The organism is Azospirillum sp. UENF 211521 (assembly GCF_058780535.1).
Window position 1 is genome coordinate 980,172 of sequence record NZ_JBSNCF010000002.1, and the last position, 26,142, is coordinate 1,006,313.

The following is a 26,142-nucleotide window of genomic DNA, read 5'->3' on the forward strand; positions in this document are numbered from 1 at the left end:
AGGCCCGGCCCTCCAGGCAGACGTCGCCCCCCATCAGGCGGACGAGCCCGTTCACGATGGCGAGGCCCAGCCCGGCGCCGTCGCGGCGGTTGCCCTCGAACCGGGTCCCCTCCAGACGATGGAAGGGTTCGAAGATGATCGCCTGCGCCGCCCGCGGCACGCCGGGGCCGCTGTCCGCCACGGTCAGGCACAGAACGACCGTCCCGCTCGTCGCATCCGCCGACGCCGGCTTCGCGCTCAGGGTCACCTCGACCCCGCCGCGTTCGGTGAATTTCACGGCGTTGCTCAGCAGATTCAGGACGATCTGGCGCAGGCGCAATGGATCGATCCAAAAACGCGCCGCCCCCAGCCCGCTGACCGTCAGGGAGAGGTCGAGGCCCTTCTCCTCGGCGCCCGCGCGCATCAGCGCCACCGCGTCCTCGACCAGGGCGACCACGTCGGTGGGCTGGGGGTGCAACTCCATCCGGCCCGCCTCCAGCCGCGACAGGTCGAGGATGGTGTCGAGCATGGAGACGAGGTGCCGCCCCGCCTCGTCGGCGACGCGCAGCCGCTCGTCGAGCTGGCCGGTCGGGCCTTCGCGGCGGATCACCCGCACCATGCCCAGAACGGCGTTCAGCGGCGTCCGCACCTCGTGGCTGAGGTTGGCGAGGAAGCGTTCCAGGGTCGCGGACTTGTCCGACAGGGCGCGGGTGCGCTCGGCGATCTGACGCTCCAGCCCCTCGTTGAGCGCGGCCAGCTCCTGCGACAGCCGGCGCTCGTTGAGGAAGGCCGTCTCCACCCGCCGGCCCAGCACCAGCGCGTGGCTGAACAGGAACAGCAGCGCGCCGTAGGGCACGAGATCGACGCTCTCGAAGAAATGCGCGTACATCAGCGCGTCGTGCACCACCGACCCCAGGAAGGCCAGCGCCCCCGCCCCCAGCAGAAGCGCGCCGGGACGGCGGCGCAGGGCGGCCACCGTGAGGCGCCACGCGAAATACAGGGCCGACAGCACCAGCAGCAGGCTCGCCACATCGCGAAACTGCGTGAACTGCGCCGGTTCGGTCACCAGAACCAGGAACATGCCGGGCACCGCCACCGCCATCATGACGCGCCCGACCCCGCGGTGCAGGCATCCGGGAAACAGCTCGCGCAGCAGGTGGAAGTAGATCGGGTAGAACATGTAGATCGGCAGATATTCCAGCCGGTAGGCCCACACCTCCGACACGCCGGGGAAGAAGACGCGCAGCAGTTCGCTGGTGCAGATCAGCCGCATGGCGCAGGCCGCCAGCAGCATCACCAGGAACAGCGGGGCTGCCGACAGGCGGCGGCGCAGGAAGGCGCCGATGAACAGCGCCATCAGGGACAGCGACATCAGCGCCCCGGCGTTGGTCATCAGCTGCCGCTGCCACAGCCGCGACAGCCCGCCGTTGGCGTCGAGATAGATCGTGCGCCCGATCCCGCCCTCGAAATGGAAGTGGTTGGAGACCTCCACCGCCAGTTCGATCACCCGCTGGCCACCGTGCAGCGTGACGAAGCGGGAGACGGAGGAGGACTGCTCCTGCGCGGCGGCCAGGGCCGGAACCCCCGCCGCGGCGACCGAGCGGCCGTCCACCCACACCCGCATGGCCGAATTGACCGGCGGCATCTTCAGCGTCAGCGGCGGCATGCCCGGCGGCAGCAAAATCTTCAGGCGGAAGGTGGCGGCGCCGAACCCGCCCATCTCCTGCCCGTCCGGGCGCTCGGCGCCGTTCCAGATCGCCGGCAGGGTAAACGGCGTCCAGATTCGCCCGTCCGGCTCCGGCAAGGGATTCAGGGTTTCCTCGCCGGCCAGACGATCCCAGGACACCAACCAGTCGCCGTCCAGCGACACCGGCCCGTCGAGGTCGGCGTACCAGCCGCGCAGGTCGAGCACGCCGCGCTCCGCCTGCGGCAGGACGGTGGCCAGGGCTGAAACGGTGCCCGGAGCGGTGCAAAGAAGAGCGAGAAGCAGAACCGCGCCCAGCCGTCGGGCGGCAGAAGCAAGAATGGCGGTTACGGACGGCAGCATGACGGCAGGCGGCAGAGGCACCGGGGCACAGTTCCTTCGACAGGCGCATGGCACAGGCCGCGACCCGACCCGCTGGTCGAATGGCCCCCAGCCAATCCCATCATGAGAGGTATCGCAAAACGATCGTTGCGGAAATACCGATGCACCCAGGCATTTAAAGCCAAAACCCCATGAAACCGAAACCGGCCACGCTGCGAAGTATAATCGGGCATCGACGCAACAACGACTCAGAAATTCACAACACGCTTCATCAATCGTAAATCCTATAGAAAATGTGGTTTTAACCTTTCAATCGAGGATACGGCCCATACTTGGCGCTGACCACCGAACGTGGCGATTTCAACAGAGTTCGCTAATAGGCAGAGCGTCCGGAACCGCCTGAACACAGGCGAACTTCCGGACGCTCTCAACCCTTTCAGCCGATGGCCCGCGAGGCCGCGGCGCTGAACGCGGTCAGGCCAAGGCCTTCATCTGCTTGTCCATGCGGGCGAGCACGGCCATCACCTCCTTGCAACGGCCCTTCACATCGTCGTCGGTCTCCGGGAGGCCATCCTGGGAGGAGATGTTGCGCCAGTCCTTCAGGAAGGCCTTCAGCTCCGGCATCTTCGGCAGCTGGGTGCCGACGCCGCGGATGTCCTCCTTCCACAGGTCCTGGTAGTCGCTCACCGTCTTCGCCGTCTTCAGCTTCTTCGCCAGGGACAGCATGTACTTTTCCAGAATCTCCCGCCCCTTGGCCCGCACCTTGTCGGCCTTCTCGATGGCGTCCTTCATGCCCTCGTAGTCATCGACGATCTTGTCGCCGAGCGATGACTGGTTGAAGGCGACGAAGAGCTGGTCGGCGGCCTTGGCGACCTTCTCCGCGTGAGCGGTGGAATCCTTCGGAATCAGCTTGTTCGACTTGAACTTCTTGGCCGTCGCCTCGGCCAGGTCGCGGAGCTTCTGGAGCTGGGTGCGCAGCGGTTCGACCGAGCGCTTGTACTCCGCCCGCGCCTCCTCCAGAAGCGAGTTCGAGATCGTCCAGCGTCGCGTTGCTGGGAGAGTTCATCGACACGCTCAGCTTCTTCCAGTCGATGGCGCCGTGCGCCTTGTCGACCGCCTTCATCGCGTCGCCGACGCCGGTCTTGCCGGCGATCTTGGCGATGGCGCCCTTCTTCTTGTCCCAGTCCTTCTGGGTCAGGATGTCCGGGATGTCGATGCGCTTCAGGGGACCACCCATGTCTCAGCTCCTCCGCTTAACCAAACATTCACCCTGTCGACCTGCATGGTAGGAGGCGGGCGCGCCCCTCGGAATCGGCGATTGCTCCTCTCCCACCGCTACCGGAACCGAATGGGTCCAAAACGGCGGCTTCGCTCCCCGCCTCGCCTCAGCGGCCGCCCACCAGCTGCACCACGCCCTTGCAGACGGTGGCGAACTCCTTGATCAGGTCGGTGATCTGGCGGGCGGTGTAGTCGGGCGGCACGCGCATCGGCGGCCCGTCGCCGCCCTGCCCGGCCCACGGGGCCAGCTTCCGGCGGTAGAAGTCCGGATCGGCGCGCAGCCCGTCCAGCGCCTTCGCCGCGGCGAGCTGGGTGGCGAGATCGCGGGCCAGCGCCGGGAACAGCTCGTTGTAGGTGTCCGGCGTCGGCTTGGCCCGCACCTTGGCGACCCCGGCGGCCGCGCGGGCCAGCGCGCCGTTGATGTTCGCCTCCCACCGCTTCTGCGCCCGCTCCGACGCGGCGGCGTCCTTCTCGGCCTGGGCGGCCTGCGCCTTGAAGCGGTCGGCGTCCGCGCCGATGTCCGCCTCCAGCTCGGCGAGGTCCTTGGCGAGCGCCTTCATCGCCCGTTCGCAGGCCGCCGCCGCGGCCTTGTCGCCGCGGCTGGCCGCATCCTCGTCCAGCGCCTTCGCCAGCGCGGCCAGATAGGCCTTGCGCGCTTTCACGGCGTCCTTCCCGGCAGCGACGAGATCCTTCGCGGCCTCGTCACCGGCGGCGCCGGCGCGGTGGACGGCGTCGCCGGACTTCAGCGCCTTGACCAGCGCGGCGTCGCCGTTCAGCGCGGCGGCGACCGCCTTGGCGTCCTTCGGCCGGTGTTTCGCGGTCGCGGCCTCGAAGCGCTTGCGGGCCGCGGCCCAGCGCTGCTCATAGGGGACATGCGCCATCGCCGCCCGTCCGCTCCGACGCTACGCGACGGTCGGCTGGAGGCGATCCTCCAGCGAACGGATGGCGGCGCAGTCACGCTCGAACACGGCGCGGTCCGGATGGGCAAGATAGATCTTCGCCAGCACCTGCGTCAGGTCGAGGGTCGGCACCACATCGTCACCAACCCGCGGCACGAGGCCGTAGCCGCGCACGCTCGCCATCCCGTCGAGGATGGAAAGGTCCGGCAGCGCCTCCACCCGGCCCGACACCAGCACCGGCAGATAGAGGACCATCGCGTCGGCCTGGAACCGGTAATGGCCGTCGAGCAGCGGCCCGACCGCCGCCGCCCCGTCGAAGGCGTCGACCAGCAGATCCACCTGATCGTGCCCGGTGCCCGCCGCGATGGCGGTGGTCGAGCCGGCCGGCCCCATGGCGCGCGCCGCGATCTCCACCAGCGCCGGGCCGCGCGCGGTCATCCGCACCTCGGCATGGCCGGCGCCGTCGGTGATCTCCAGCGCGTCGAGCACCCGGCGGATGTAGGCCATCAATGCCTGCGCCACCGGCTCCTCCGGCGGCAGCAGACGGTAATAGTCGTAGACGAAGGGCGACCCGTTCAGCGCCCGCTTGGCCGACAGCAGCACGTCGCAGACATAGTGGCGACCACCGCGGCTGACCGTGTTGACGACGTATTCGAGCCCGTCAAGATAGGTCTGCACCAGCACCCGCTCGTTGGCCGAGCCGCAGAAGTCGCGGCTGCCCAGGATGGCCTCCACGGCGGCGCGGAGCTGCGCGGGGGTGTCGCAGAAATAGACATGGTCGGTGGAGGCGCTGGCCATCGGCTTCGCCACCACGGGCCAGCCCGCCTGCGCCGCCCACTCCACCGCCTCCGCGGTGCCGGTCGCCATGGTCTGGCGGGCGGTCAGCAGGCCGGCGGCGGCCAGCCGCTCGATCATCATGAACTTGTTGCGGCGCGCGGCGGTCAGCTTCGGGCTGTTGCCCGGCGTGCCCAGGACGGCGCCCAGCGCGTCGGTCAGCTCCACCGCGGACTCATTGCCCGGCAGGATGAAGGCCGGGGCCAGCGGGCGCAACGTCCTCGCCAGCGCGTCGAGGTCGCCGTCATGGAGGATGTGCGCCGCGAAGTCGTCGGGCTGGTGGCTGCGCAGCAGCGACGGGGCGAGGTCCGGGCGGCTCTGCACCGCGACCACGTCGTAGCCCCGCGCGCGCAGGCGCGGCGCCAGAAGGATGCCGGTGGAATAGGGGTCGACGACGACCGCAATCTTGCGCAGGGCACTCACGGCGTGGCCTCCAGCTCGGCGTCCTGGGGTACGGCCTGCACCGGCTCCTGCGGGCGCGCGTAGGTGACCAGCGGCACCGGGCCGTCCAGCTCCACCGACCGCCCGATCCAGCCGGCCTCGATCACCGCCCGCTGCTCCTCCAGCTCCGGCACGGCGAAGACGCGCTCGCTGCCCGGCACCCAGGCGGGCGGCGCCGCTCCCAGGTCGCGGTGCAGCAGGTAGCGCAGCCGGCCGCTGGCGTGCATGACCAGCACCCGCCGCACCAGGAAGCCGCCGGCCAGCAGATTCGACAGGCTGCGCGGGTTGGACAGGGCGACGCGCGAGAGCAGGTGCGGGCGCCCGGCCCCCAGCGCGTGGAGCGTGCGCAGAGTCACCAGCAGCCGTTGCAGCCCGTTGCCGCGGAAGTCCGGATGGACCATGCAGCTCGCCATGTGGGCGGTGGCGGTGACGGCGGGGCGAGAGCCCGGCAGGTCGTCCACGAAGGCCGGCATCCCGGGCTGCGGCAGGCCCAGGATGGCGCAGCCGATCAGCCGCCCCTCGGCCTCCAGCCCCAACGTCACGCCGCGCTCGCCCAGATGCAGACCGGCGAACTCCGGCGTCTCGGGGAAATAGGCGTCGATGTCCGGCAGCTGCCCGAAGATGTAGCCGCGGAACGCCTCCAGCGCCGGCAGGTCGGCGTGGCCGAGGAAGCGGATGCGGTAGGGAACGCAGATAGGCTCGCCGCGCCGGACGCGCAGCATGCCCGTGTGGACCGTCTGTTCGGGGGATAAGAGGACCGTCATGTCAGGCGTCCTGGACGATTTCGGCGATGTTGAGCAGGCGCATCGGCGGGTAGAGGTCCAGTTGCTTGGCCGCCCCGATGCGCAGCAGCAGGGAGAAGCGGTTCAGCGTCTCCACCGGGATGGTGTCGGCGGGCTTGGCCCCGGTCAGGATCTCCACGGCCTTCAGCCCGGCGAAGCGCCCGACGTTGACCGCCGGGCTGACCAGCCCCATCAGCAGGTTGGCCCGGCGGATCGGCAGCTCGGTGGAGCAGAAGGTGGCCAGCCGGTGGGCCAGCGCCTGCTCCGCCACCACCGCGTTGTTGTTGGAGGCGACCAGCGTGTCCGGCCCGATGTAGACCAGCTCCGCCCCGGCGCGCGCCGCGTCGGCAATCAGGTCGGGGATGGCGGCGGCCTGCGGCGCCCCGGCGGCGTCGCGCGGCAGCGCGGCGTCGTGGATCTCCACCCCCTGGCGGGCGGCCTCCTCCTTCAGGTCGCGCACGGCGACGACCATGTTGTCCTCGGCCGGGTTGTAGACCGCGGCGATCTTCTTCCAGCGCCGGTAGGACAGCATCGTCTTCATCTGCACCGCGGCCGGCGCGATGTGCCGCGTGCCGGTGACCGCGCGCCCCGGACGGTCGAGCGCGCGCACGACGCGCGACGCCACCGGGTCGGTGACCGAGGTGAAGACCACCGGCACGTCGGTCAGGAAGCGCGACGGGTCCGGATCGTCGTAGCGCCCGACCGTTCCCAAAGTCAGCGGCGTGAAGACCGTCACCACCAGATCGGGCTTGGACGCCCGGATCTCCGGCAGCAGCGTCGGCATCGCCGAGGCCTGCGGCACCTCGCGCACCTCCACCGTGGCCGACAGGCCGCTCGACGCGATGAAGTCGCGCAGGCCCAGCACGTCGCCGACGTCCTTGCGCGGGGTCAGCACGACGATGCGCGCCGGCTTGGCCGCGGTGAAGGTCCTGGCTGCCGGACCGAAGGTTGGCTGCGCGAAGGAGGGGGCGGCCCCGGCCAGCAGAGTTCCGGCGCTCAGGGCGCCCGTCAGGACGGTGCGGCGGGACAGGCTCATGCGGGGGTCCTCTGCGGAAGATCGGCGGCGGGCGGGCGCGGGCGGAACAGGGCGCTCAGCAGAAGCTGCACGGCGACGCAGGCCGCCAGCACCGCGCCGATGCCCTTCAGCGCTCCGGCGTAGCCGTAGTGGGCCAGGAACAGTCCGGCCAGGAAGGGGGCGATGACGGAACCCAACCGCTCGATCAGGCGGAACATGCCGATCACCGTGGTCTCGCCGAGCGCCGCGCGCTCCTTGACGCAGACGTCGGCGAGCATGGCGAGCTGCGGCGCGCCGAGCATGGCGTGCGCCACCCCCAGCAGGGCGACCCCGGCCAGCGCCGTGGCGAGCGACCCCGGCATCGACAGCACCCAGGCCGCCCCGGCGGCGACCAGCCCGCCGACCACCAGGAAGCCGACGCGCTGGCCCGAGCGGTCCGACAGCCTCGCGGCCATCGGCGACACCACGATCATCAGCAGCCAGTAGAGCAGCAGCACGCGGCCGATCCAGGACTGGCTGACCCCCTGGTCGTCCAGCGCCAGCGGCAGCAGGAAGAACAGCAGCGCCGTCAGCCCCAGCTTGGCCGGAACCGCGCTGAAGACGGCCAGCCCGACGAAGCGCGGGTTGCGCAGGCACAGCACGGCGTCGGCCAGACGCAGGCCGCGGCTGGATTTCCCCTGCGCGGCGCGCACCCGCGGCAGCACCTGCCACGCCATGAAGGCGGCCAGCAGCGCCAGCCCGGCGGAGATCAGGAAGGTCGTGCGGAAGCCCACCTGCCCAGCGATCACGCCGCCGATGGCCGGGCCGCAGACGCCGGCGCTGAGGATGCCGCCGGCGTACATGGCGATGGCCTGGGCGCGCTGCTTGGGGTCGGTGGCGTCGATGACGAAGCCCTGCGCGGCGATGAAGACGCTGGCGTAGCCGATGGCGGTCAGGCAGCGCGCGACGATGAGCTGGATGAGGTCGGTGGCGAGGCCGGAGCCGACCAGACCGACGAAGGAGAGCAGCGCCCCGCCGAGGAACACCGCCCGCCGCCCGCGCCGCTCCGACACGCTGCCGGCGATCGGCTGGCTGACCGCCCAGAGCAGCATGAACAGGGCGATGGGCGCGCCGATGACCATCTCCATCGACAGGCCGGGCACCGGCTCGAACAGCTGCTTGATGTAGACGGACAGGAAGGTGCGGGTCAGCTCCTCCGCCAGGGAGAAGATGAAGATGGCGAAGCGCAGCTCGACCACCCGCTGCATCATGCCGATCTTGGTCATCGCCTGCTCGGAGGCGGTCATGTCGGCCTTGTGCTGCACGCTGTCCAGCGCCCAGTCGACGGCGCGCGACAGCTCGCCCACCTCGTCGCGGTTGCGCAGGGCGACGCGCACGCCGAGATGCCCGTCGGCGGCCTGCTTCATCACCGCCGTCACCCGGCGCAGCGGCGCCGCGACGGAGGTGCCGACGACCAGCAGCAGGATCTCGACGTTCAGCAGGATGGCGACGATCAGAACCGAGCCGAGGTCGAACACCACCTCGTTCATGGCCGAGCGGACATAGCCGGAATCGACGCCGATGTGCAGTCGCGCCTCCCCGTTCCCCTCCAGCGCCAGGACGGTGTCGAGGAACTGCGGGGAGTCGCCCTCCGGCAGCGGGTCGGCGACGGTCAGGCGGTTGCCCGCCCGCGCCTCCTCGGTTCCTGAGAAGGCGTGGAGGCGACCGCCGATCTCCAGCGCCAGATACTTGACGTCCGGGTTGGCGGCCAGCGCATCGGAGAGCAGCTCGTCCACACCGACCAGCTTGTCCAGCTCGAAACCGAGCGCCACCGCGCGGTCGATCTGCGCAACCACGTAGGAGCCGACGACCTCGGCCTTGCGGGCCAGTTCGGGCTCGATCAGCGGGCGGAACAGCGTGTTGACGTGGTTGGTCTGGACGGCGAGGCTGACCAGCATCAGGATGGACACCACGCCCGTCAGCATCCAGTTCAGGCGGCGGATGAAGGACAGCTTCATGGCGCGACTCCCGCCGGACGCGCGGCTTCCGCCGCCGGACCGGCGGGCTGGGGATGGTCCTCCTCCGCGCCGTGCTGCTGCTGTTCCAGGATGCGGTCGGCGAAATCCTTCAGGCCGGGTGCGAAGGCCGCCAGCTCCGGGGTCAGGTTGGGCGGCTCGCCCATGCCCAGCGTGTTGATGCTGGCGGTCATCTCGCGCAACCGCCGCTGGATCGGGCGCAGCAGCAGCCAGACCGCGACCATGGTGACGAGAAGCCCGGTCACCAGATTGATGCCGCCGGACAGCAGCAGGTCCGGGATGGTGCCGCGGATGCCCGCCTGCACTTCGCCCAGCGAATAGGTCAGGGCGACGCCGCCGGCGACACCGCCGAAGGCGTTGCGGATGCCGAGCAGAAGCGCTTGGCTGTCGCCATCGGCGATGGCGGCCACGCGGTCGGACTTGCCGTCGCGCGCGAAGGCCCCCTTCCAACCGGCGGGAATCGTCCCGACCGGTCCGCCGTGTCCCGCCCCCCGGCCCGCCGCCGCCAGAACCTCGCCCGTGTCGGTGAACAGAACCAGCCCGGTGATCCGATCGTCCCGCGCCATCGAGCGCTGGATCAGCGCGTCGAGATTGCGCAGGGCGGTGATGGAGACGCCGAGGCTGACGGCGCCTTCGACCTCGCCGGCCAACCCGCGCAGGGCGACGGTGAAGCGGGACGCCACGGTGTCCTCCACCATCCGCTCCATCTTCAGGTAGGACAGGGCGGCGGTGGAAAGCAGCGCGAAGCAGAGCGCCACCTGCAGCAGCAAAATGATCTTCGTCGTCAGGGTCAGGCGCATGGGTCCGGTGCCGGCAAGGGGTACGGGCACCTTACGCGCATCGCCCGCGCCGCCGTTTCCGAGACGGGTCCAGTCTGGAGAAGACCCCGGCGACATGGCTCCGCTCCGGCCCGACCCTTCCGGGCGCGCCGCTGCGCACACCGCACTGCAACCGCAAGGCGCTTTGTGCCTATGCGTGCTTATAAAATGAAGAACAGAATGCGCCTCGATCCGCCTGTACTATGCCTTTTCGCCTAACCCGTCGAAATTTTGCGGAATTTTGAGACATTTTTTGATCGCTCTATTTTGGACCATGATTGCATCCATGATGGTTTGCTTTGCGTGGTAATCCATAAGCACAGCATTCCATGCACCCAACGGGGGAAGGGCTTCGATGCGGATCGAGTTGGAGCGACCCTTGGCGTGGCCGGTGCGTCCGGTCCAGACCAGCGCCGGCCTTCATGTTTCGGCGACGTCCATCCTGATCGCCTGCGCGGACCGTGCGCTGGGCATCGGCATGCACGACGCCTTCGAACGCAACGGCCACCGCATCCATGTGACCCACGACCCCATCGCGGCGCTCGACACGCTGGAGGCCGACGGCAGCATCGGCATCGTGGCGGTCGAACTGGCCCTGCCCCACTTCGACGGGCTGGCGCTGGTCGAGCGCATGCGCAAGAGCGTGCAGCGACACCTCCAGGTCATCGTCGTGGCGCCCAACGCCACCGCGGCGGACGTCGTCCGCGCCATGCATCTGCGCGCGGCGGATTTCATCAGCGACCCGCAGGACGGCAGCCAGCTCCATGGCGCGCTCGCCCGCGCTTTGGCCGCCCATCAGGCAGCGGCCCCGCTGCCCCCCGCTGCCCCGTCCGCACCCGCCGGCAACGGCGAGCTGCATGGGGCGCTGGAGGACGCCTACCGCCACGGCCTCGCCCTCATCGAAGCGGTGAAGGCGCTGCGCGAGGGGCAGCCGACGCCGGCCGTTCCGGCCCCCACCCCCGCCGTTCCGCCGTCCATCCCTGCGGCGGGGGAGAACCGGCGTCTGGCGGTGCTGCGGACGCTCCAGCAATCCCGCGTCGCCCGCGACAAGTATTTTCCCAAGGGTCTGTTCGAGGACCCCTGCTGGGACATGCTGCTGGACCTGATGGCGAACCATCTGCGCGGGCGGCGGATTTCCGTGTCGTCGCTGTGCATGGCCTCCGGCGTCGCCCAGACCACGGCGCTGCGCCGCATCACCGAACTGCACGACCGCGGGCTGGTCCGGCGCATCGCCGACGACAAGGACGGCCGCCGCGTCTTCATCGAACTGACCGAGCAGGGCATCGCCGCCCTGTCCGGCTATGTCGAGCACATCCAGGACCTGACCTGACCCGACCGGGCCGGATCGGCGCGAATTGGCCCGGTCCGGCGGGTTTCCCCACCCAGACTGCTTCAACCGGGACCTGTCCCGGATCGACAGCGTGCCCTGAAAGCGGCGAGCATCGCGGCAAGGAACGCCCTGCGCGCAGGACGGCGGAGACCCGATGGCCGACCAGAAACTGAAGGATGTGATCGTCGTCGCGACCCCCACGGAGGGGCTCGGTTCGACATCCTCCCTGCCCACGCGGCCGGCATCGCCCAGCGAGGAGCCCGACCGCCAGCGCATGGCCGAACGGCTGCGCGCCCAGGGCTGGAGCTACCGCCGCATCGCGGAGGAGCTTCAGGTGTCCTACATCCTGGTGTCGCGCTGGCTGGGCGGCGACGGCGCCACGCTCGGCGGCCCGCGCACGGCGCCCGCCGCAGCCCCCTCGCCACCGCCGCCCGCGACCGGCGGGCCGCGAACGACCAAGGCGGCCAAGGCGACCAAGGCCGCGAAGGCGGTCGCCAGCGCGGCGGCGGCCAACGCCGACGAGGACGTCCTGGCGATCCAGTTCCGCGCCTTCGAACAGTATGTGCGCGAGGTCATCGACACGCTGGAGACACGGCACGAGTCGCTGCTCCAGCGCCAGGAGGACCTGATCCAGGCGCTCGACACCGAGCGCGCCGCCGCCCGCGCGCGGGAGGAGGAACTGCTCGCCACCCTCGACCAGGAGCGCCAGCGCTGGAGCGAAGCGGAAGACCGCTTCCGCGAGGAGTTGGAACGCTTCAAGGGAGAGATGCGCCGCAGCCAGGCGACGGCGGGCGCCGCCGTCGTTGCGGCAACGGCCCTCGGCGCCGCCTCCGATGACGACGACGAGAGCGACGACGGGGACTCCTCCGATTTCTCCGCCTTCAGTTTCGACGATGATGATGAGGAGGAGGAGAAGGACGGCGACAAGGCCAAGGACGACGGTGAGGCGGGCGGCGACGACGCCTTCAGCTTCGATGATGACGAGGACGAGAGCGATCCCTTCAGCTTCGACACCGACGACACGGAGGAAGCGAGCGACGGCGAAACGTCTGAAGCCACCGCTTCGGCCGACGATTCCGATGACTCCGACCCCTTCAGCTTCGACGATGACGATGCGGAGGAGACGCTTGGGGAGGCTCCCGCGCAGCCGGACGAGGACCCGTTCTCCTTCGACATGGATGACGAGCCGGACGAACCCAAGGCCGACGCCGGAACTGAGATCGGCACCGCAAAGGCCGATGCCGCAAAGGCCGATGCCGAGGACGACCCCTTCTCCTTCGACGACGAACCGGAGCCGGAGCCGGAGCCCGAACCGGAGGCTCCGCCGAAGAAGAAGGGCCTCTTCGGCTTCTGGCGCAAATGACGGCCGCGCCGCAGGCCTGAGACGGCGGGCCGCGCACACGTTTGCGTGTTGATCGCCGCGCGTTTTCGGTTGTATGACATGACGCATGACTCAACCGCGCCGCCCCTTGTCCGCCGCCGAACGGTTCGACTGGCTCCGCCTGATCCGGTCGGAGAATGTCGGGCCGATCACCTTCCACCGCCTGCTGGAACGGTTCGGCGGCGCCGGCGCCGCGCTGGAGGCCTTGCCCGACCTCGCCAAGCGGGGCGGACGGACCAAGCCGCTGCGCATCGCCCCGAAGGCGGACATCGACCGCGAGTTGGCCGCCAACGAGCGCATCGGCGCCCGCCTGCTCTTCTCCTGCGAGCCCGACTACCCGGAACCCTTGGCCGCGCTGGACGACGCGCCCCCGGTGGTGTCGGTCCTCGGCCACCCGCACCTGCTGCGGCGGCGGGCGGTGGCCCTGGTCGGGGCGCGCAACGCCTCGATGAACGGCAAGAAATTCGCCGAGCGGCTGGCGCGGGATTTGGGCGAGGCCGGCCTTCTGGTCGTCTCCGGCATGGCGCGGGGGATCGACACGGCGGCCCATGCCGGGGCGCTCGGCAGCGGAACGGCGGCGGTGGTGGCGGGCGGCGCCGACGTCGTCTACCCGCCGGAGAACGAGGCGCTCTACCGCGACATAGTGCAGCAGGGCGTGGTGATCGCGGAAAGTCCGGTCGGCACCACCCCGCAGGCCCGCCATTTCCCGCGCCGCAACCGCCTGATCTCCGGCCTGTCGCTGGGGGTTCTGGTGGTGGAGGCGGCCCTGCGCTCCGGCTCCCTCATCACCGCGCGCATGGCCTTGGAACAGGGGCGGGAGGTGATGGCCGTTCCCGGCTCGCCGCTCGACCCGCGCTGCCAGGGCACCAACAACCTGCTGCGTCAGGGGGCGGCCCTGGTGGAGGGGGTGGACGACGTGTTGCGGGCTCTGGAAAACTTGTCGCCACCGGTCTTGCGGGAGCGCCAGGGAGACCTGTTCGCCCAGGCCCGCCCGGCCCCGCCATCCGATTCGGAGCTGGAAGCGGCGCGCGCCGTCATCCTGGAAAACCTCGGCCACACGCCGGTTGCCATTGACGAACTGGTCCGCGGGTGCCAATTGTCCGCTCCGGTGGTGTTGACCGTGGTGCTGGAACTTGAGCTTGCGGGCCGTGTCCAGCGCCAGCCGGGGAACCAGGTGAACCTGATCTGATCCCGATCCGCACCGCCAGCGTTTGGTAAAGGCACTTTCAGGGGCGCGGACTCTTGCCGGGCAGCAACGTCGTCATCGTCGAATCGCCGGCCAAGGCGAAAACGATCAACAAATACCTTGGCTCGGACTACACCGTGGTGGCCAGCTTCGGCCATGTGCGCGACCTTCCGGCGCGCGACGGATCGGTGCGTCCGGACGAGGACTTCGCCATGGACTGGGAACTGGGCGACCGCTCCAAGCGCCACATCGACGAGATCGCCAAAGCGGTCAAAGGGGCCGAACGCGTCTATCTCGCAACCGACCCGGATCGCGAAGGGGAAGCCATCGCCTGGCATCTGTCGGAGCTGCTGCGCGAAAAGCGGCTGATCGACGACTCCAAGGTCCAGCGCATCACCTTCAACGAAATCACGAAGACCGCCGTACAGGCCGCGCTGGAGGCCCCGCGCGACGTGTCGCGGGAGCTGGTGGACGCCTATCTGGCCCGCCGCGCCCTCGATTATCTGGTGGGCTTCACCCTGTCGCCGGTGCTGTGGCGCAAGCTGCCGGGCTCGCGCTCGGCGGGACGCGTGCAGTCGGTGGCGCTGCGCCTGATCTGCGAGCGCGAGTCGGAGATCGAGGTCTTCAAGCCGCAGGAATACTGGACCATCGAGGTGGGCTTCGCCACGCCGGGCGGCGCCTCCTTCACGGCCCAGCTCACCCAGCTCGACGGCAAGCGGCTCGACAAGTTCGCCCTGCCCGCCCGCGAGGCGGCCGAGGCCGCGGTGGCGCGCATCAGCCCGCAGGCCTTCTCGGTCGCGACGGTGGAGCGCAAGCAGAGCCGCCGCAACCCCTCCCCGCCCTTCACCACCTCGACCCTGCAGCAGGAGGCCTCGCGCAAGCTGGGCTTCGGCGCCACCCGCACCATGCGCACCGCGCAGCGGCTCTACGAGGGCGTGGACATCGGCGGTGAGACGGTCGGCCTGATCACCTACATGCGAACCGACGGCGTCAGCCTGTCGCAGGAAGCCATCGAGGGCGCCCGCAACCTGATCGGCTCCCATTGGGGCGAGCGCTACGTCCCGGCGCAGCCGCGCGTCTACAAGACCGCCGCCAAGAACGCCCAGGAAGCCCACGAGGCCATCCGCCCGACCGACCTGTTCCGCCGCCCCGAGGAGGTTTCGACCTACCTGGAAGGCGACGAGCTGCGGCTGTACGAACTGATCTGGAAGCGCACGCTGGCCAGCCAGATGGAAAGCGCGGTGCTGGATCAGGTGGCGGTGGACATCGCCTCGCCGTCCAAGGACGTCGTGCTGCGCGCCACCGGTTCGGTCGTCGTGTTCGACGGCTTCCTGAAGGTCTATCAGGAGGACCGCGACGACGGCGCCGCCGACGACGACCAGGAGCGCCGCCTGCCCGCCATGGAGCAGGGCGACGCCCTCGCCCGCGGCGACATCAGCCCGGAACAGCATTTCACCCAGCCGCCGCCCCGCTACACCGAGGCGAGCCTGGTCAAGAAGCTGGAGGAGCTGGGCATCGGCCGCCCGTCCACCTACGCCTCGATCCTCCAGGTGCTCCAGGACCGCAACTACGTGCGGCTGGACAAGCGGCGCTTCATTCCGGAGGACCGCGGCCGTCTGGTCACCGCCTTCCTGAAGAACTTCTTCAACCGCTACGTCGAGTACAACTTCACCGCCGACCTGGAGAACAAGCTCGACGAGATTTCCGACGGGCGGATCGACTGGAAGACCGTGCTGCGCGACTTCTGGCGCGCCTTCCACGTCGCGGTGGACGGAACCAAGGACCTGACCATCACCCAGGTCCTCACCACGTTGGACGAGGAGCTGGGGCCGCACTTCTTCCCGACCAACGCCAACAGCGACTCGCCGGGCCACGACCCGCGCGTCTGCCCGGTGTGCAGCCAGGGTCGGCTGGGGCTGAAGCTCGGCAAGATGGGCGCCTTCATCGGCTGCTCGCGCTACCCGGACTGCCGCTATACCCGCCCGCTCGCCGTCGCCAACGACGAGAACGGCGAGGCGCAGGAAGGCCCGCGCGAGCTGGGCAACGACCCCGAAACCAGCCTGCCGGTGACCGTGCGGCGCGGCCCCTACGGCGCCTACATCCAGCTCGGCCCGCCCCCGGTGGCCGCCGCCCCGGCCGAGGCCGTGGTGGAGGAAGCCCCCGCCGACGGCAAGAAGACCAAGGGCAAGAAGAAGGTCAAGGTCGAGGCGCCGAAGCCCAAGCGCGTCTCCCTGCCCAAAGGCATGGCCGCCGCCGACGTGGACCTCGACACCGCGTTGAAGCTGCTCGCCCTGCCGCGCAGCATCGGCAACCACCCGGAAACGGGCGAGGACATCAGCGCCGGCATCGGCCGCTTCGGCCCCTACCTGAAGCACGGCAGCGTCTACAAGTCGCTGACGCCCGACGACGACGTGCTGACCATCGGCATCAACCGCGCGGTCGACCTGCTGGCCGGCGCCGCCAAGAAGGCGTCGGCGCCCGCCAAGACGCTGGGCGACCACCCGAAGACCGGCAAGCCGGTGACCACCGGCGCGGGCCGCTTCGGTCCCTACGTCAAGCACGGTTCCGTCTACGCCTCCATCCCCAAGGGCACGGAGCCGGACAGCGTGACGCTGGAGCAGGCGCTGGAGCTTCTGGAGGCCAAGGCCGCCAAGGACGCCGCCAAGAAGGGCAAGGCCCCGAAGGACGCCGAACCGGCGGCCGACGGTGCCGAGGCGCCCGCCAAGGCCGAAAAGACGACCAAGGCCAAGGCGACCGCCGCCAAGAAGGAGCCGGCCAAGAAGGACGCGGCGAAGAAGGCCGCTCCGAAGAAGGCGGCCGCCAAGAAGGCCGACAGCGCCGAAGCCGACAAGACCGACGCCGGCGAGGACAAGCCCGCCGCCCGCAAGCGGGCTTGATTTCTCCTTATTATCGGCAACGCTGTTTTAAATTATCGGCAACGCTGTTTTAACCCTCTCCCCTCCGGGGAGAGGGTGGCCCGGAGGGCCGGTGAGGGGGATGTGCATGGCGGCATGTCCGGCAAAAGTGCATCCCCCTCACCCTAACCCTCTCCCCGGAGGGGAGAGGGGATAACTGCCGCCCCACCCCCTACCGCAGCCAGCGCATGACGCCGCCCTCGAACGGGGTCCAGGCGCCTACGGTCACGCCGGCGGCGCGCAGGGCCTTGCCGGTCCATTCGTTGCAGGTCTCGACCGGGCTGTAATGGCCGACCGCCTCGTAAAACATGTCGGTCGTGCCATAGCCGCTGCCCGGCAGGGGCATCACCTTCCCCGCTCCGTCCCGGCGGAAGCTGCGGCGCACGAAGGCGGCCAGGGCACCGTACTGCCCCTCGTCCAGCACCAGCACCCCGCAATCCGGGCTCCCCGCCGGGCGATGCAGCGCGTAGACATGCATCACCGACGGCCCGCGGCCGAACAGGGCGGACAGCGCCGTGGCTGGCCGCAGATCCGACCATTGGCGGGTTTCCAGATAGAAGGCGCGGTCGCCCCAGCCGAACGAGCGATGGCTCGCCTCGGGACCGGCACCGGGAAAATTGCCGCCCGGCAGGTCGATGGTCCAGTCGACGGCCTTCGTGACGGCGGGAAGCACCAGATCGGTGTGGATTCCGTTGCTGCAGACGAAGACCTCCACGCCCTCCCGCGCCGCGGGCTGGTCGTTCACAGCAAGGCGGGACAGCACGGCAGCGGCCAGCAAATAGGCTCCGGCCGCAAGCGCCGGAACGGCCAAAACCAGCAGCACCCCGTTCCGCACGATCCTCATGGATGCGCCCCCGCCACGCCCGGCACGGTTCTGGCGCGTCTTTGTGGCGGAGCCATGGCGCGGCGGTTGGATTCGCCGCGCCCAGGGCTTACTTAAGCGGTCCACTCTCCACGGCACGGATTCCCTTGACCGACACCTCCCGCCGCTCCGGCAGCTTTCCCGATAAGGACACGGTCCTCTCCTTCATCCGCAACAGCGCGACTCCGGTCGGCAAGCGCGAGATCGCACGCGCCTTCAAGCTGTCGGGCAGCGACGATCGCGAGAGGCTGAAGGACCTTTTGAAGGAGCTGGAGGCCGACGGCGCCGTCGAGCGCGGGCGCAACAAGCGCGTCGCCCCGCCGCAGTCGCTGCCGGAGGTCGCCGTGCTGGAGGTGACCGGCACCGATGCGGACGGCGAGGTCACCGCACGCCCGCTCACCTGGACCGGCGAGGGCAACCCGCCGCGCATCTTCCTGATGCCGGAGCGGAAGGGCCACCCCACGCTGGGAACCGGCGACCGCGTGCTGGCGAAGCTCAGCCGCGTCAACGACCGGCTGTACGAGGCCCGCACCATCCGCCGGCTGGACGGGACGGTGGGGCGCGTTCTCGGCGTCTATTACCCCGCGGCGGACGGTGGGCGCATCGTCCCCACCGACAAGCGCAACAAGACCGAACTGCTGGTCCTGCCGGCCAACCGCAACGACGCCGAGCCGGGAGAACTGGTGCTGGCCGACCTGCTGCCGGCCTCCCGAATGGGCTTGCCGCAGGCCCGCGTCGCCGAGCGGCTTGGCCACACGGCGGAACCGCGCGCCGTCAGCCTGATCGCCATCCACAGTCACGGGCTGCCCACCGACTTCCCGCCCGCCGCCATTCGCGAGGCGACGCACGCCGCCGTACCCTCCCTGACCGGACGGACCGACCTGCGCGATCTGCCGCTGGTGACCATCGACGGCGCCGACGCCCGCGACTTCGACGACGCGGTGTGGGCGGAGCCGGACTCCGACCCGGCGAACGAAGGCGGCTGGCACCTGCTGGTCGCCATCGCCGACGTGGCCTTCTACGTCCGCCCCAATTCGGCGCTGGACCGCGCCGCCTACGAGCGCGGCAACTCCGTCTATTTCCCCGACCGCGTCGTGCCGATGCTGCCGGAGGCGCTGTCCAACGACCTCTGCTCGCTCCGCCCCCACGAGGACCGCGCCTGCGTCGCAGCGCATCTGTGGATCGACCGCAACGGCGCGCTGCTGCGGCACCGCTTCGTGCGCGGCCTGATGCGCTCCGCCGCGCGGTTGACCTACGAGCAGGTGCAGGCGGCCCGCGACGGCGCCCCGGACGAGGCGACGGCGCCGCTGCTGGAGACGGTCATCGCTCCGCTCTACGGCGCCTACGCCCGCCTGTGGGCGGCCCGGCAGCGCCGCGGCACGCTGGAACTGGACCTGCCGGAACGGCGCGTCCGGCTGGACGAGCGCGGGCGGGTGGCGGAGATCGCGCCGCGCGAGCGCCTCGACAGCCACCGGCTGATCGAGGAGTTCATGATCTGCGCCAACGTCGCGGCGGCCGACAGCCTGGAGCGGGCGGGCATGCCCGGCCTGTTCCGCGTGCACGACCAGCCGTCGCTCGACAAGCAGGAGGCGCTGCGCGAGTTCCTGACCGGCATCGGCTACACGCTGCCGCGGGTGCCCCGGCTGTCCCCGACGCATTTCACCGCGATCCTCGACCGCGCCGCCGGCACCACGGAATCGCAACTGGTCAGCGAGGTGATCCTGCGCAGCCAGTCGCAGGCCGAATACAGCCCGGAGAACATCGGCCATTTCGGCCTGTCGCTCGACCGCTACGCCCACTTCACCTCGCCGATCCGCCGCTACGCCGACCTGATCGTCCACCGGGCGCTGATCCGCGCGCACGGGCTGGGGCCGGGCGGGCTGGACGACGCGGCCATGGCCGGGCTGGCCGACATCGGCGAGCACATCTCGATGACCGAACGCCGCGCCGCCACCGCCGAGCGCGACGCCATCGACCGCTTCACCGCCGCCTTCCTGGCCGACCGCGTCGGCGCCCTGTTCACCGGGCGGATTTCCGGGGTCACCCGCTTCGGCCTGTTCATCCGGCTGGACGAGAACGGGGCCGACGGGCTGATCCCCGCCAGCACCCTGCCCGACGACCAGTACGAGCATGACGAGCGCGCCCACGCCCTGGTCGGCCAGCGCACCGGCCGCAGCTACCGGCTGGGCGCCGCGGTCAGGGTGGTGCTGATCGAGGCCGATCCGCTGACCGGAAGCACCCTGTTCGCCCTGCCCCGCACCGACGGCGATGCTGGCGGGGATTCCGCTGGGCATACCGATCATCCGTTGCAATCCGGCCACCCTGGTCACCCCCCGCGGAGCGCCCGTTTCGCGGGCCGTGCAACCCAGAAGCAACGGAAACGTGGCCGCTGAGTCACAGTGGTGGACATTCCACGACAAAGAGTCCGGCCCCCGTCTTTTGTCCCGCCAGCCCTCATTTCTGAAGTGCTATTCCTTATCCGTTCGAATCCGGTGGGCAACCATCCGGGTCCGCCTGTGGGAAAGGAGGCCGCGTACGGCGCGCCATGGGCATACGGAAACGAGGATTTTCGCCGCGCGGGCGTCTGTCGGTCCCGCTCGCGGCCGCCATGTTCGCGGTTGGCCTCGGAAGCCTCGGCGGGACGCTGCCCCGTCCGGCCGCTGCCGCGACCGAAGCCGCCTTCATCAGCGAGCAGGTCTTCGCCGTCGCGTACGGCAAGATCGCCGAAGTGTATCTCCAACAGGTTGATTTCGGCCGCCTCGGGCTGGACGGTCTGAAGGGTCTTGCGACCATCGACCCGACCGCCCGCGCCGAACGCCAGGGCAACACCGTACGCCTGTACGTCTCCGGAAGCGTGATCGGGGAGTACGCCGCCCCGTCCCTGTCCGACGCCGCCGGCTGGGCCGCCTTGACCACCAAGGCGGTGGAGCGGGCCCGTCTCTACTCCCCCACCCTCTACCAGGCGGTGCCCGAGCGGGTCTATCAGGTCGTCCTCGACTCCGTGATGTCGGACTTGGACGGCTACTCCCGCTACACCGGCACCCAGCGCGCCACCAGCGAGCGCGCCCAGCGCGAGGGCTATGGCGGGATCGGCCTGTCGCTGGAGACGGCGAACGGCCGCACCCTGATCCGCAACGTGCTGCCGCGCAGCCCGGCCGACCGCGCCGGCATCCGCGGCGGCGACCAGCTTCTCGCCATTGACGGCGACCTGACCGCCCGCCTCAGCGAGTTGGACATGCGCGACCGTCTGCGCGGCCCGACCGGGACCATGGTCCTGCTGACCGTGGCGCGCGACAACAACCCGCCGCGCCGCGCGCCCCTCCGGCGCGAGCGCGTGGTTCCCAACACCGTGAACTCCAGCGTGTCCGAGCAGGTCGGCGTGCTGAAGGTGGACCGTTTCAACGCCGCCACCGCCTCCAACCTGCGCGACGCCGTGCTGTCCACGCGGCAGAGCGTGGGCAAGGGCCTGCGCGGTTTCGTGCTCGACCTGCGCGGCAACCCTGGCGGCCTGCTCGATCAGGCGGTCGCGGTGGCCGACCTGTTCATCGCGCAGGGCAAGATCATCACGACCGAGGGGCGTCACCCCGACAGCCGCCAGCGCTTCGAGGCCGGCCCCGACGACATCGCCGAGGGCTTGCCGCTGGTTGTCCTGGTCGACGGACGGTCCGCCTCCTCCGCCGAGGTGGTGGCGGCCGCCCTCCAGGACTCGGGCCGCGCGGTGGTGGTCGGCGCGTCCTCCTACGGCAAGGGCAGCGTCCAGACGGTGACCCGCCTGCCCAACGACGGCGAGCTGTTCCTGACCTGGAGCCGCATCTACACACCGGCCGGCTACACCCTGCACCGCCAGGGCGTGCAGCCCACGGTCTGCACCAGCCGCACCGGCCAGGACGACCCCGTCGCCCTGCTGTCCGACCTGCGCGACGGCCGGGCGCGCCCGATGACCCAGTTCGCCGGCTGGCGCGCCCGCGCCGCCGACGACGAGGAGGCGCTGGCCCGCCTGCGCGAGGCCTGCCCCTGGAAGGAGCATGAGCCTGAGTTGGACGTGAAGGTGGCGCTGCGCCTCCTCGCCGATCCCGCGCTGTACCAGCGCGCGGTCGCCCTGTCCTCCACCAACACCGTGGCCGAGCGCTGAGTCGTTTTCCGCCCGGAATTGCGGGCGGAAAAAGGACTCGGATCGGCCCTTCTTGGCACTTTACAAAGGCTTGACATCGCGGCTGTAGCGGGTATCTTCCCCCGCTACGACGCCGCCCCGCCGGGCTGGCGGGTCACGGATTTTTAGTCGGGATTGAGATCATGGCGAAGCAGAACACCGTCCTCATCAAGCTGGTGAGCACGGCCGACACCGGCTTCTTCTACGTGAAGAAGAAGAACCCGAAGAAGACCACCGAGAAGCTGTCGTTCCGCAAGTACGACCCGGTGGCTCGCAAGCACGTCGAGTTCAAGGAAGCCAAGATCAAGTAAGGTTTCCCCGGGACCACCGGAATCGAAAAGGCCGCCTTCCGGCGGCCTTTTGCTTGTGCGGAGAGCCCCCGGAGACACCGGCGGGGATCGGCCCAGAGCCGTTCAGGGCGCCAGAGCCGTTCAGGGCGTATGCAGGGCGCGGGCGCGCGGGTCGACGATGCTGCGGTTGCGCCCGGCCCGCTTGGCCTCGTAGAGCGCATCGTCGGCCCGGCGGATCAGCCCTTCGGCGGTGTCGCCGAGACGGCCGCCGACCGCGACGCCGATGGACACGGTGACCGGAATCTCGCCGGCATCGGCGCTCACCTTGAACAGCGTGTCGGCGATGCGCGTGCGCAGCCGCTCCGCCACCGTCAGCGCCGCCTCGGCGTCGGTGTCCGGCAGGATCACCACGAACTCCTCGCCGCCGAGCCGCGCCACCAGATCGAAGGTGCGCAGATTGCGGCTGGCGCGGCTGGACACCTCCTTCAGCACCTCGTCGCCCGCGGTGTGGCCGTAGCTGTCGTTGACGACCTTGAAATGGTCGATGTCGAACAGCAGGACCGCCACCGGCTTGTGGTTGTCGATCGCCCGCTCCAACAGCCGCGGCAGGTGGGCGTTGATGTAGCGGCGGTTGAAGACGCCCGTCAGGCTGTCGGTCAGGGCCATGGACAGGCTCTGCTCGTAGTTCGCGCGCAGCCGCTCCTGATAGCGCTTGCGGCGGATCTGGGTGCGGGCCCGGGCCAGCAGTTCGTTCCGGTCGATCGGCTTGATGACATAGTCGTTGGCGCCCAGTTCCAGGCCCTTGGCGACGCGGTTCAGGTCGCCCTCGTCCACCACCAGCAGGATCGGCACCTGTCGCGTGCGCTCGTGCGAGCGCAGCTGGGAACACAGGCGCAGGCCGTCCTCGTTCATCAGCGTCAGGCTGATCACCACGAGGTCCAGGTCGTCGCCCAGCGCCCGCTCCAGCGCCGCGGCGCAGGTCTCGGCGGACATGACGTGACCATGGTCGCGCTGCAGCGTCTCGGCGATCTTGGCCAGATCGAGCCGCGAATCCTCCAGCACCAGGATGCGGGCGCCCTCGAAGGACTCGCTGCGCAGAGTGCCGGTGGGCTCCAACACCCCGAACTGGCCGGAGGTGGTCTCGCGCAGCCGCCACTCGTCCATCATCATCTTCAGGCGGACGAGCGAACGCACCCGCGCGAACAGGGCCACGTCGTTGACCGGCTTGGTCAGGAAATCATCGGCCCCGGCCTCCAGCCCGCGCACACGGTCGGCGCCGTCGGACAGGGCGGTGACCATCACCACCGGGATGTGCATGGTCGCGGGGTCGGAGCGGATCTTTTCGCAGACCTCGAACCCGTCCATGCCCGGCATCATGACGTCGAGCAGAACGATGTCCGGCAACTCGCGGCGGACCACCTCCAGCGCCTCGGGACCATTGCTGGCGGTGATGACGTTGAAATACTCGCGCGTCAGCTTCGCCGCGAGCAGCTTCACGTTCGGAAGGACATCGTCGACGACGAGGACGCGAGCGGACATGGAACGTGCGACCGATCCCGTAAAAGGTTAACGAAGGAACTTCTGAACGGCTTGCAGGAACTTGGTCACCGAGATCGGCTTGGCGATGTAGTCCTCGCAGCCGCCCTCCCGGATCTTCTCCTCGTCCCCCTTCATCGCGAAGGCAGTCACCGCGATGATCGGAATGCCCGCCAGTTCCGGATCGTCCTTGATCCAGCGCGTGACCTCCAGCCCTGACACTTCCGGCAGTTGGATGTCCATCAGGATCAGGTCCGGCCGATGCTCCCGCGCGATGGACAGGGCGTCCATCCCGTTGCGGGTCTGAAGCGTCGCGTAGCCGTGCGCTTCCAGCAAATCGTGGAAGAGCTTCATGTTCAGCTCGTTGTCCTCGACGATCAGGACACGCTTCACGGTTCGGTCGTCCATCGGCGCCTTCTTGGGGCTGTTCGGTTTTGCGGGCGTCGTGCGACCCGCGCTTCTGCTTGCAGCGACCACACCCGGAGAGACCGGTATATCCCGTTCACTGTCCCGCCGCGACGGTTAAATTGTCGTTAGCAATGCCCTGCCTGACCCCGCAGAGGCCGAGAAGTCCTGACGATTCCACGGATTGCGTCATGCGATCACCCGCTCCGGCGGGAAATGCAGCTCGATCCGCGTGCCCTGCCCCGGGGCGCTGGAAAGGGCCAGCCGCCCGCCATGGGCCTCCACCAGGGACCGCACGATGGGCAGCCCCAGCCCGGTTCCGGCGCCGCCGCGGATGCGCTCCCCCGGCACCTGCCGGAAGGGTTCCAGGACGATGGGATGGTGCTCCTCCGGAATGCCGATCCCGGTGTCGATCACGGCGATGCGCAGCCCCGCCCCGGCCTCCTCCCCCAGGCGAGTTCACGTCGATGGTGACGCGCCCCCCCGCCGGGGTGAACTTGACGGCGTTGGACAGCAGGTTCAGCAGAATCTGCCGCAACGACCGCCGATCGGCGCGCAGGCGCGGCAGCGGCCGGGGGAACAGCGCGTCGAAGGTCAGCCCGGCCGACGCCAAGGTCAGTTCCTGCAGCGCATAGACCTCGCCCACGACGATGGCGACGTCCACGTCCTCGTCGTTCAGATCGACATGCCCGGCTTCGATCTTCGACAGGTCCAGCACATCGTTGATGAGTTCGAGGAGATGCGTGCCGGAGGCGCGGATGTTGCCGAGATAGTCGCGCTGCCGCTCGGTCAGCGGGCCGGAGCCGGGGTGCAGCAGGAAATCCGAATAGCCGATGATGACGTTGAGCGGGGTGCGCAACTCGTGGCTCATCCCCGTCAGGAAGTCGGACTTGGCCCGGTTCACCTCCGCCTGCCGCGCCGCGAGGGCGGCCCGGCGCTCCCGTTCCGCGGTGCGTTCGGCGGCGTCGAGCATCAGGCCGAGCGCGTCGGCGGCCATGGCGGCCAGCATCCGGACGGCCGGCGGCACCGCGTGGGGTTGGCGGCGGTGGCCGGAGATCACCCCCCACGGCCGGCCGCCCTGGACGATCGGCACGGTCAGGGCCGCCCCGGCCCCCATGCGCCGCAGGAACTCCCGGCGCGGCGCGGGCGGGCTGCGCAGATGCGCGTGGGCCAGATCGGGCGGCGGAACCGCCGTGTCGGCGCGCAGGAGCGGAACCGGGTCCGCCGCATGGTCGAGGACCACGCGCAACCGCGGGGTCCCGTCCGGCCCGCGGTCGAACACGCCCGCCGGGAGGGCCGCGCCGGGCCGAAGCTCCGAAGCGGCGTGGCCCCAATCCGGCGCCTCGTCCCTCGCCACCACCTCGCCGTTGCCGGCGGCGTCGAAGCGGCAGACGATCACCCGGTCCATGCCGGTGAGACGACGGACGGTCTGGGCGGTGTGGGCGGCCATGGCCTGCAGCCCCGCGGCTCCGCGCAGGGAAGCGATCCCCGGCGGCGGGCCGGCCGGCGGCGGCGAGGCGGCCCAGTGCTCCGCCCCGGCGAGCGGCCCTTCCACCTCGAGGATCACCCGTCCGCCATGCTCGTGGAGAAAGGCCGGGAGCGGCCGGCCCCCCGGCGGTGTCACGGACGCGTGCAGGCCCGCCGACCGCTGGTCCGCCGGCAGGGCGCGCAGCCGCGCCAGCAGATCGGCAAGCTCGGGAAGGGCGAGCGCCTCCGCCGCGCGGCCCAGCAGCCGGTCCGGCGCCAAGCCGAGAAACTCCGCGGTGTTCGCGCTGCAGGCCAGGATCGTCCCGCCATCACCGTCCAGCGCCACCAGGGCGCCGTGCGGCTGTATCCCCTCCGCGTCGCCCGTGGTCGGTCGGTCGGCCATGGGCAGGGGCGAGGGACGGGTCCGACGATCCGAAGACGTGTTCAGGACAGGCACCTTTGCGACGGAAAGGTGCAGATGCTGCGGCGGGATCATCCGCCCGGTCAAGCCCGGTCTGAGGGGTGCGACAGGC

19 protein-coding genes and 1 pseudogene are annotated in these 26,142 nt (G+C 70.0%); 7 read left to right on the forward strand and 13 right to left on the reverse strand.

The window, feature by feature from the left end; all coding sequences use genetic code 11:
• Positions 1-22 precede the first annotated feature (22 nt).
• The 9 genes and pseudogenes from ACWPN5_RS21255 to ACWPN5_RS21295 all read right to left on the reverse strand — a co-directional run.
• Positions 23-2,026, reverse strand: a pseudogene (locus ACWPN5_RS21255) (sensor histidine kinase); the annotation flags it as partial.
• A gap of 453 nt (positions 2,027-2,479) precedes the next feature.
• A complete protein-coding gene (locus ACWPN5_RS21260; protein ID WP_492297236.1) occupies positions 2,480-2,797 on the reverse strand; it encodes a hypothetical protein in 318 nt (105 codons plus the stop codon).
• A 10-nt stretch (positions 2,798-2,807) separates the two neighbouring features.
• Positions 2,808-3,242 (reverse strand): hypothetical protein, encoded by a 435-nt coding sequence (locus tag ACWPN5_RS21265; protein WP_492297237.1) that lies wholly within the window; start codon positions 3,240-3,242, stop codon positions 2,808-2,810.
• Between the two features lie 148 nt (positions 3,243-3,390).
• Entirely contained in the window at positions 3,391-4,164 is a 774-nt protein-coding gene (locus ACWPN5_RS21270) for a hypothetical protein (RefSeq protein ID WP_145680852.1), read from the reverse strand.
• A gap of 21 nt (positions 4,165-4,185) precedes the next feature.
• Complete coding sequence (locus ACWPN5_RS21275; protein ID WP_492297239.1) at positions 4,186-5,439, reverse strand: ATP-grasp domain-containing protein; 1,254 nt, start codon at positions 5,437-5,439, stop codon at positions 4,186-4,188.
• Positions 5,436-6,221 carry a GNAT family N-acetyltransferase gene (locus tag ACWPN5_RS21280; RefSeq protein ID WP_492297240.1) on the reverse strand — a complete coding sequence of 262 codons (786 nt, stop codon included), beginning with the start codon at positions 6,219-6,221 and terminating at the stop codon, positions 5,436-5,438. The genes ACWPN5_RS21275 and ACWPN5_RS21280 overlap by 4 nt, the downstream gene beginning before the upstream one ends.
• Position 6,222: 1 nt before the next feature.
• The gene (locus tag ACWPN5_RS21285; RefSeq protein WP_492297241.1) at positions 6,223-7,275 is read right to left on the reverse strand and encodes an ABC transporter substrate binding protein; all 1,053 of its coding nucleotides are present in this window, start codon (positions 7,273-7,275) and stop codon (positions 6,223-6,225) included.
• Positions 7,272-9,251 (reverse strand): MFS transporter, encoded by a 1,980-nt coding sequence (locus ACWPN5_RS21290; protein ID WP_492297242.1) that lies wholly within the window; start codon positions 9,249-9,251, stop codon positions 7,272-7,274. Before ACWPN5_RS21290 ends, ACWPN5_RS21285 begins: the two co-directional genes overlap by 4 nt.
• Positions 9,248-10,099, reverse strand: a complete 852-nt coding sequence (locus ACWPN5_RS21295) for a hypothetical protein (protein ID WP_492297243.1) — start codon at positions 10,097-10,099, stop codon at positions 9,248-9,250. Before ACWPN5_RS21295 ends, ACWPN5_RS21290 begins: the two co-directional genes overlap by 4 nt.
• 343 nt (positions 10,100-10,442) lie before the next feature.
• Between ACWPN5_RS21295 and ACWPN5_RS21300 the strand changes: the two genes are divergently transcribed.
• The 4 genes from ACWPN5_RS21300 to topA all read left to right on the forward strand — a co-directional run bounded on the left by ACWPN5_RS21300 (position 10,443) and on the right by topA (position 16,881).
• Complete coding sequence (locus ACWPN5_RS21300; RefSeq protein WP_492297245.1) at positions 10,443-11,417, forward strand: response regulator; 975 nt, start codon at positions 10,443-10,445, stop codon at positions 11,415-11,417.
• Between the two features lie 154 nt (positions 11,418-11,571).
• The gene (locus ACWPN5_RS21305; protein WP_492297246.1) at positions 11,572-12,780 is read left to right on the forward strand and encodes a helix-turn-helix domain-containing protein; all 1,209 of its coding nucleotides are present in this window, start codon (positions 11,572-11,574) and stop codon (positions 12,778-12,780) included.
• Positions 12,781-12,865: 85 nt separating this feature from the next.
• On the forward strand, positions 12,866-13,987 hold the full coding sequence (gene dprA / locus ACWPN5_RS21310) for a DNA-processing protein DprA (protein ID WP_492297247.1): 1,122 nt from the start codon (positions 12,866-12,868) through the stop codon (positions 13,985-13,987).
• Positions 13,988-14,040: 53 nt separating this feature from the next.
• Positions 14,041-16,881, forward strand: a complete 2,841-nt coding sequence (gene topA / locus ACWPN5_RS21315; protein ID WP_492297249.1) for a type I DNA topoisomerase — start codon at positions 14,041-14,043, stop codon at positions 16,879-16,881.
• A gap of 190 nt (positions 16,882-17,071) precedes the next feature.
• On the opposite strand, the gene ACWPN5_RS21320 is transcribed toward topA, so the two are convergent.
• Positions 17,072-17,743 (reverse strand): TIGR02117 family protein, encoded by a 672-nt coding sequence (locus ACWPN5_RS21320; RefSeq protein WP_492297250.1) that lies wholly within the window; start codon positions 17,741-17,743, stop codon positions 17,072-17,074.
• Between the two features lie 125 nt (positions 17,744-17,868).
• On the opposite strand from ACWPN5_RS21320, the gene rnr reads away from it, so the two are divergent.
• The 3 genes from rnr (at position 17,869) to rpmG (ending at position 22,222) form a co-directional block, all read left to right on the forward strand.
• On the forward strand, positions 17,869-20,154 hold the full coding sequence (gene rnr / locus ACWPN5_RS21325) for a ribonuclease R (RefSeq protein ID WP_492297252.1): 2,286 nt from the start codon (positions 17,869-17,871) through the stop codon (positions 20,152-20,154).
• Positions 20,155-20,369: 215 nt separating this feature from the next.
• Positions 20,370-21,893 carry a S41 family peptidase gene (locus ACWPN5_RS21330; protein ID WP_492297253.1) on the forward strand — a complete coding sequence of 508 codons (1,524 nt, stop codon included), beginning with the start codon at positions 20,370-20,372 and terminating at the stop codon, positions 21,891-21,893.
• A gap of 161 nt (positions 21,894-22,054) precedes the next feature.
• The gene (gene rpmG, locus ACWPN5_RS21335) at positions 22,055-22,222 is read left to right on the forward strand and encodes a 50S ribosomal protein L33 (RefSeq protein ID WP_012974790.1); all 168 of its coding nucleotides are present in this window, start codon (positions 22,055-22,057) and stop codon (positions 22,220-22,222) included.
• A 120-nt stretch (positions 22,223-22,342) separates the two neighbouring features.
• Here the strand turns inward: rpmG and ACWPN5_RS21340 are convergent, their stop codons facing one another.
• From ACWPN5_RS21340 to ACWPN5_RS21350, 3 genes are all read right to left on the reverse strand, one after another.
• The gene (locus ACWPN5_RS21340) at positions 22,343-23,740 is read right to left on the reverse strand and encodes a PleD family two-component system response regulator (RefSeq protein WP_492297255.1); all 1,398 of its coding nucleotides are present in this window, start codon (positions 23,738-23,740) and stop codon (positions 22,343-22,345) included.
• Between the two features lie 27 nt (positions 23,741-23,767).
• Positions 23,768-24,145: a response regulator gene (locus ACWPN5_RS21345; protein WP_145672476.1), complete on the reverse strand. Its 378-nt coding sequence runs from the start codon at positions 24,143-24,145 to the stop codon at positions 23,768-23,770.
• 94 nt (positions 24,146-24,239) lie between these two features.
• The gene (locus tag ACWPN5_RS21350) at positions 24,240-26,012 is read right to left on the reverse strand and encodes a sensor histidine kinase (RefSeq protein ID WP_492297257.1); all 1,773 of its coding nucleotides are present in this window, start codon (positions 26,010-26,012) and stop codon (positions 24,240-24,242) included.
• Positions 26,013-26,142 lie beyond the last annotated feature (130 nt).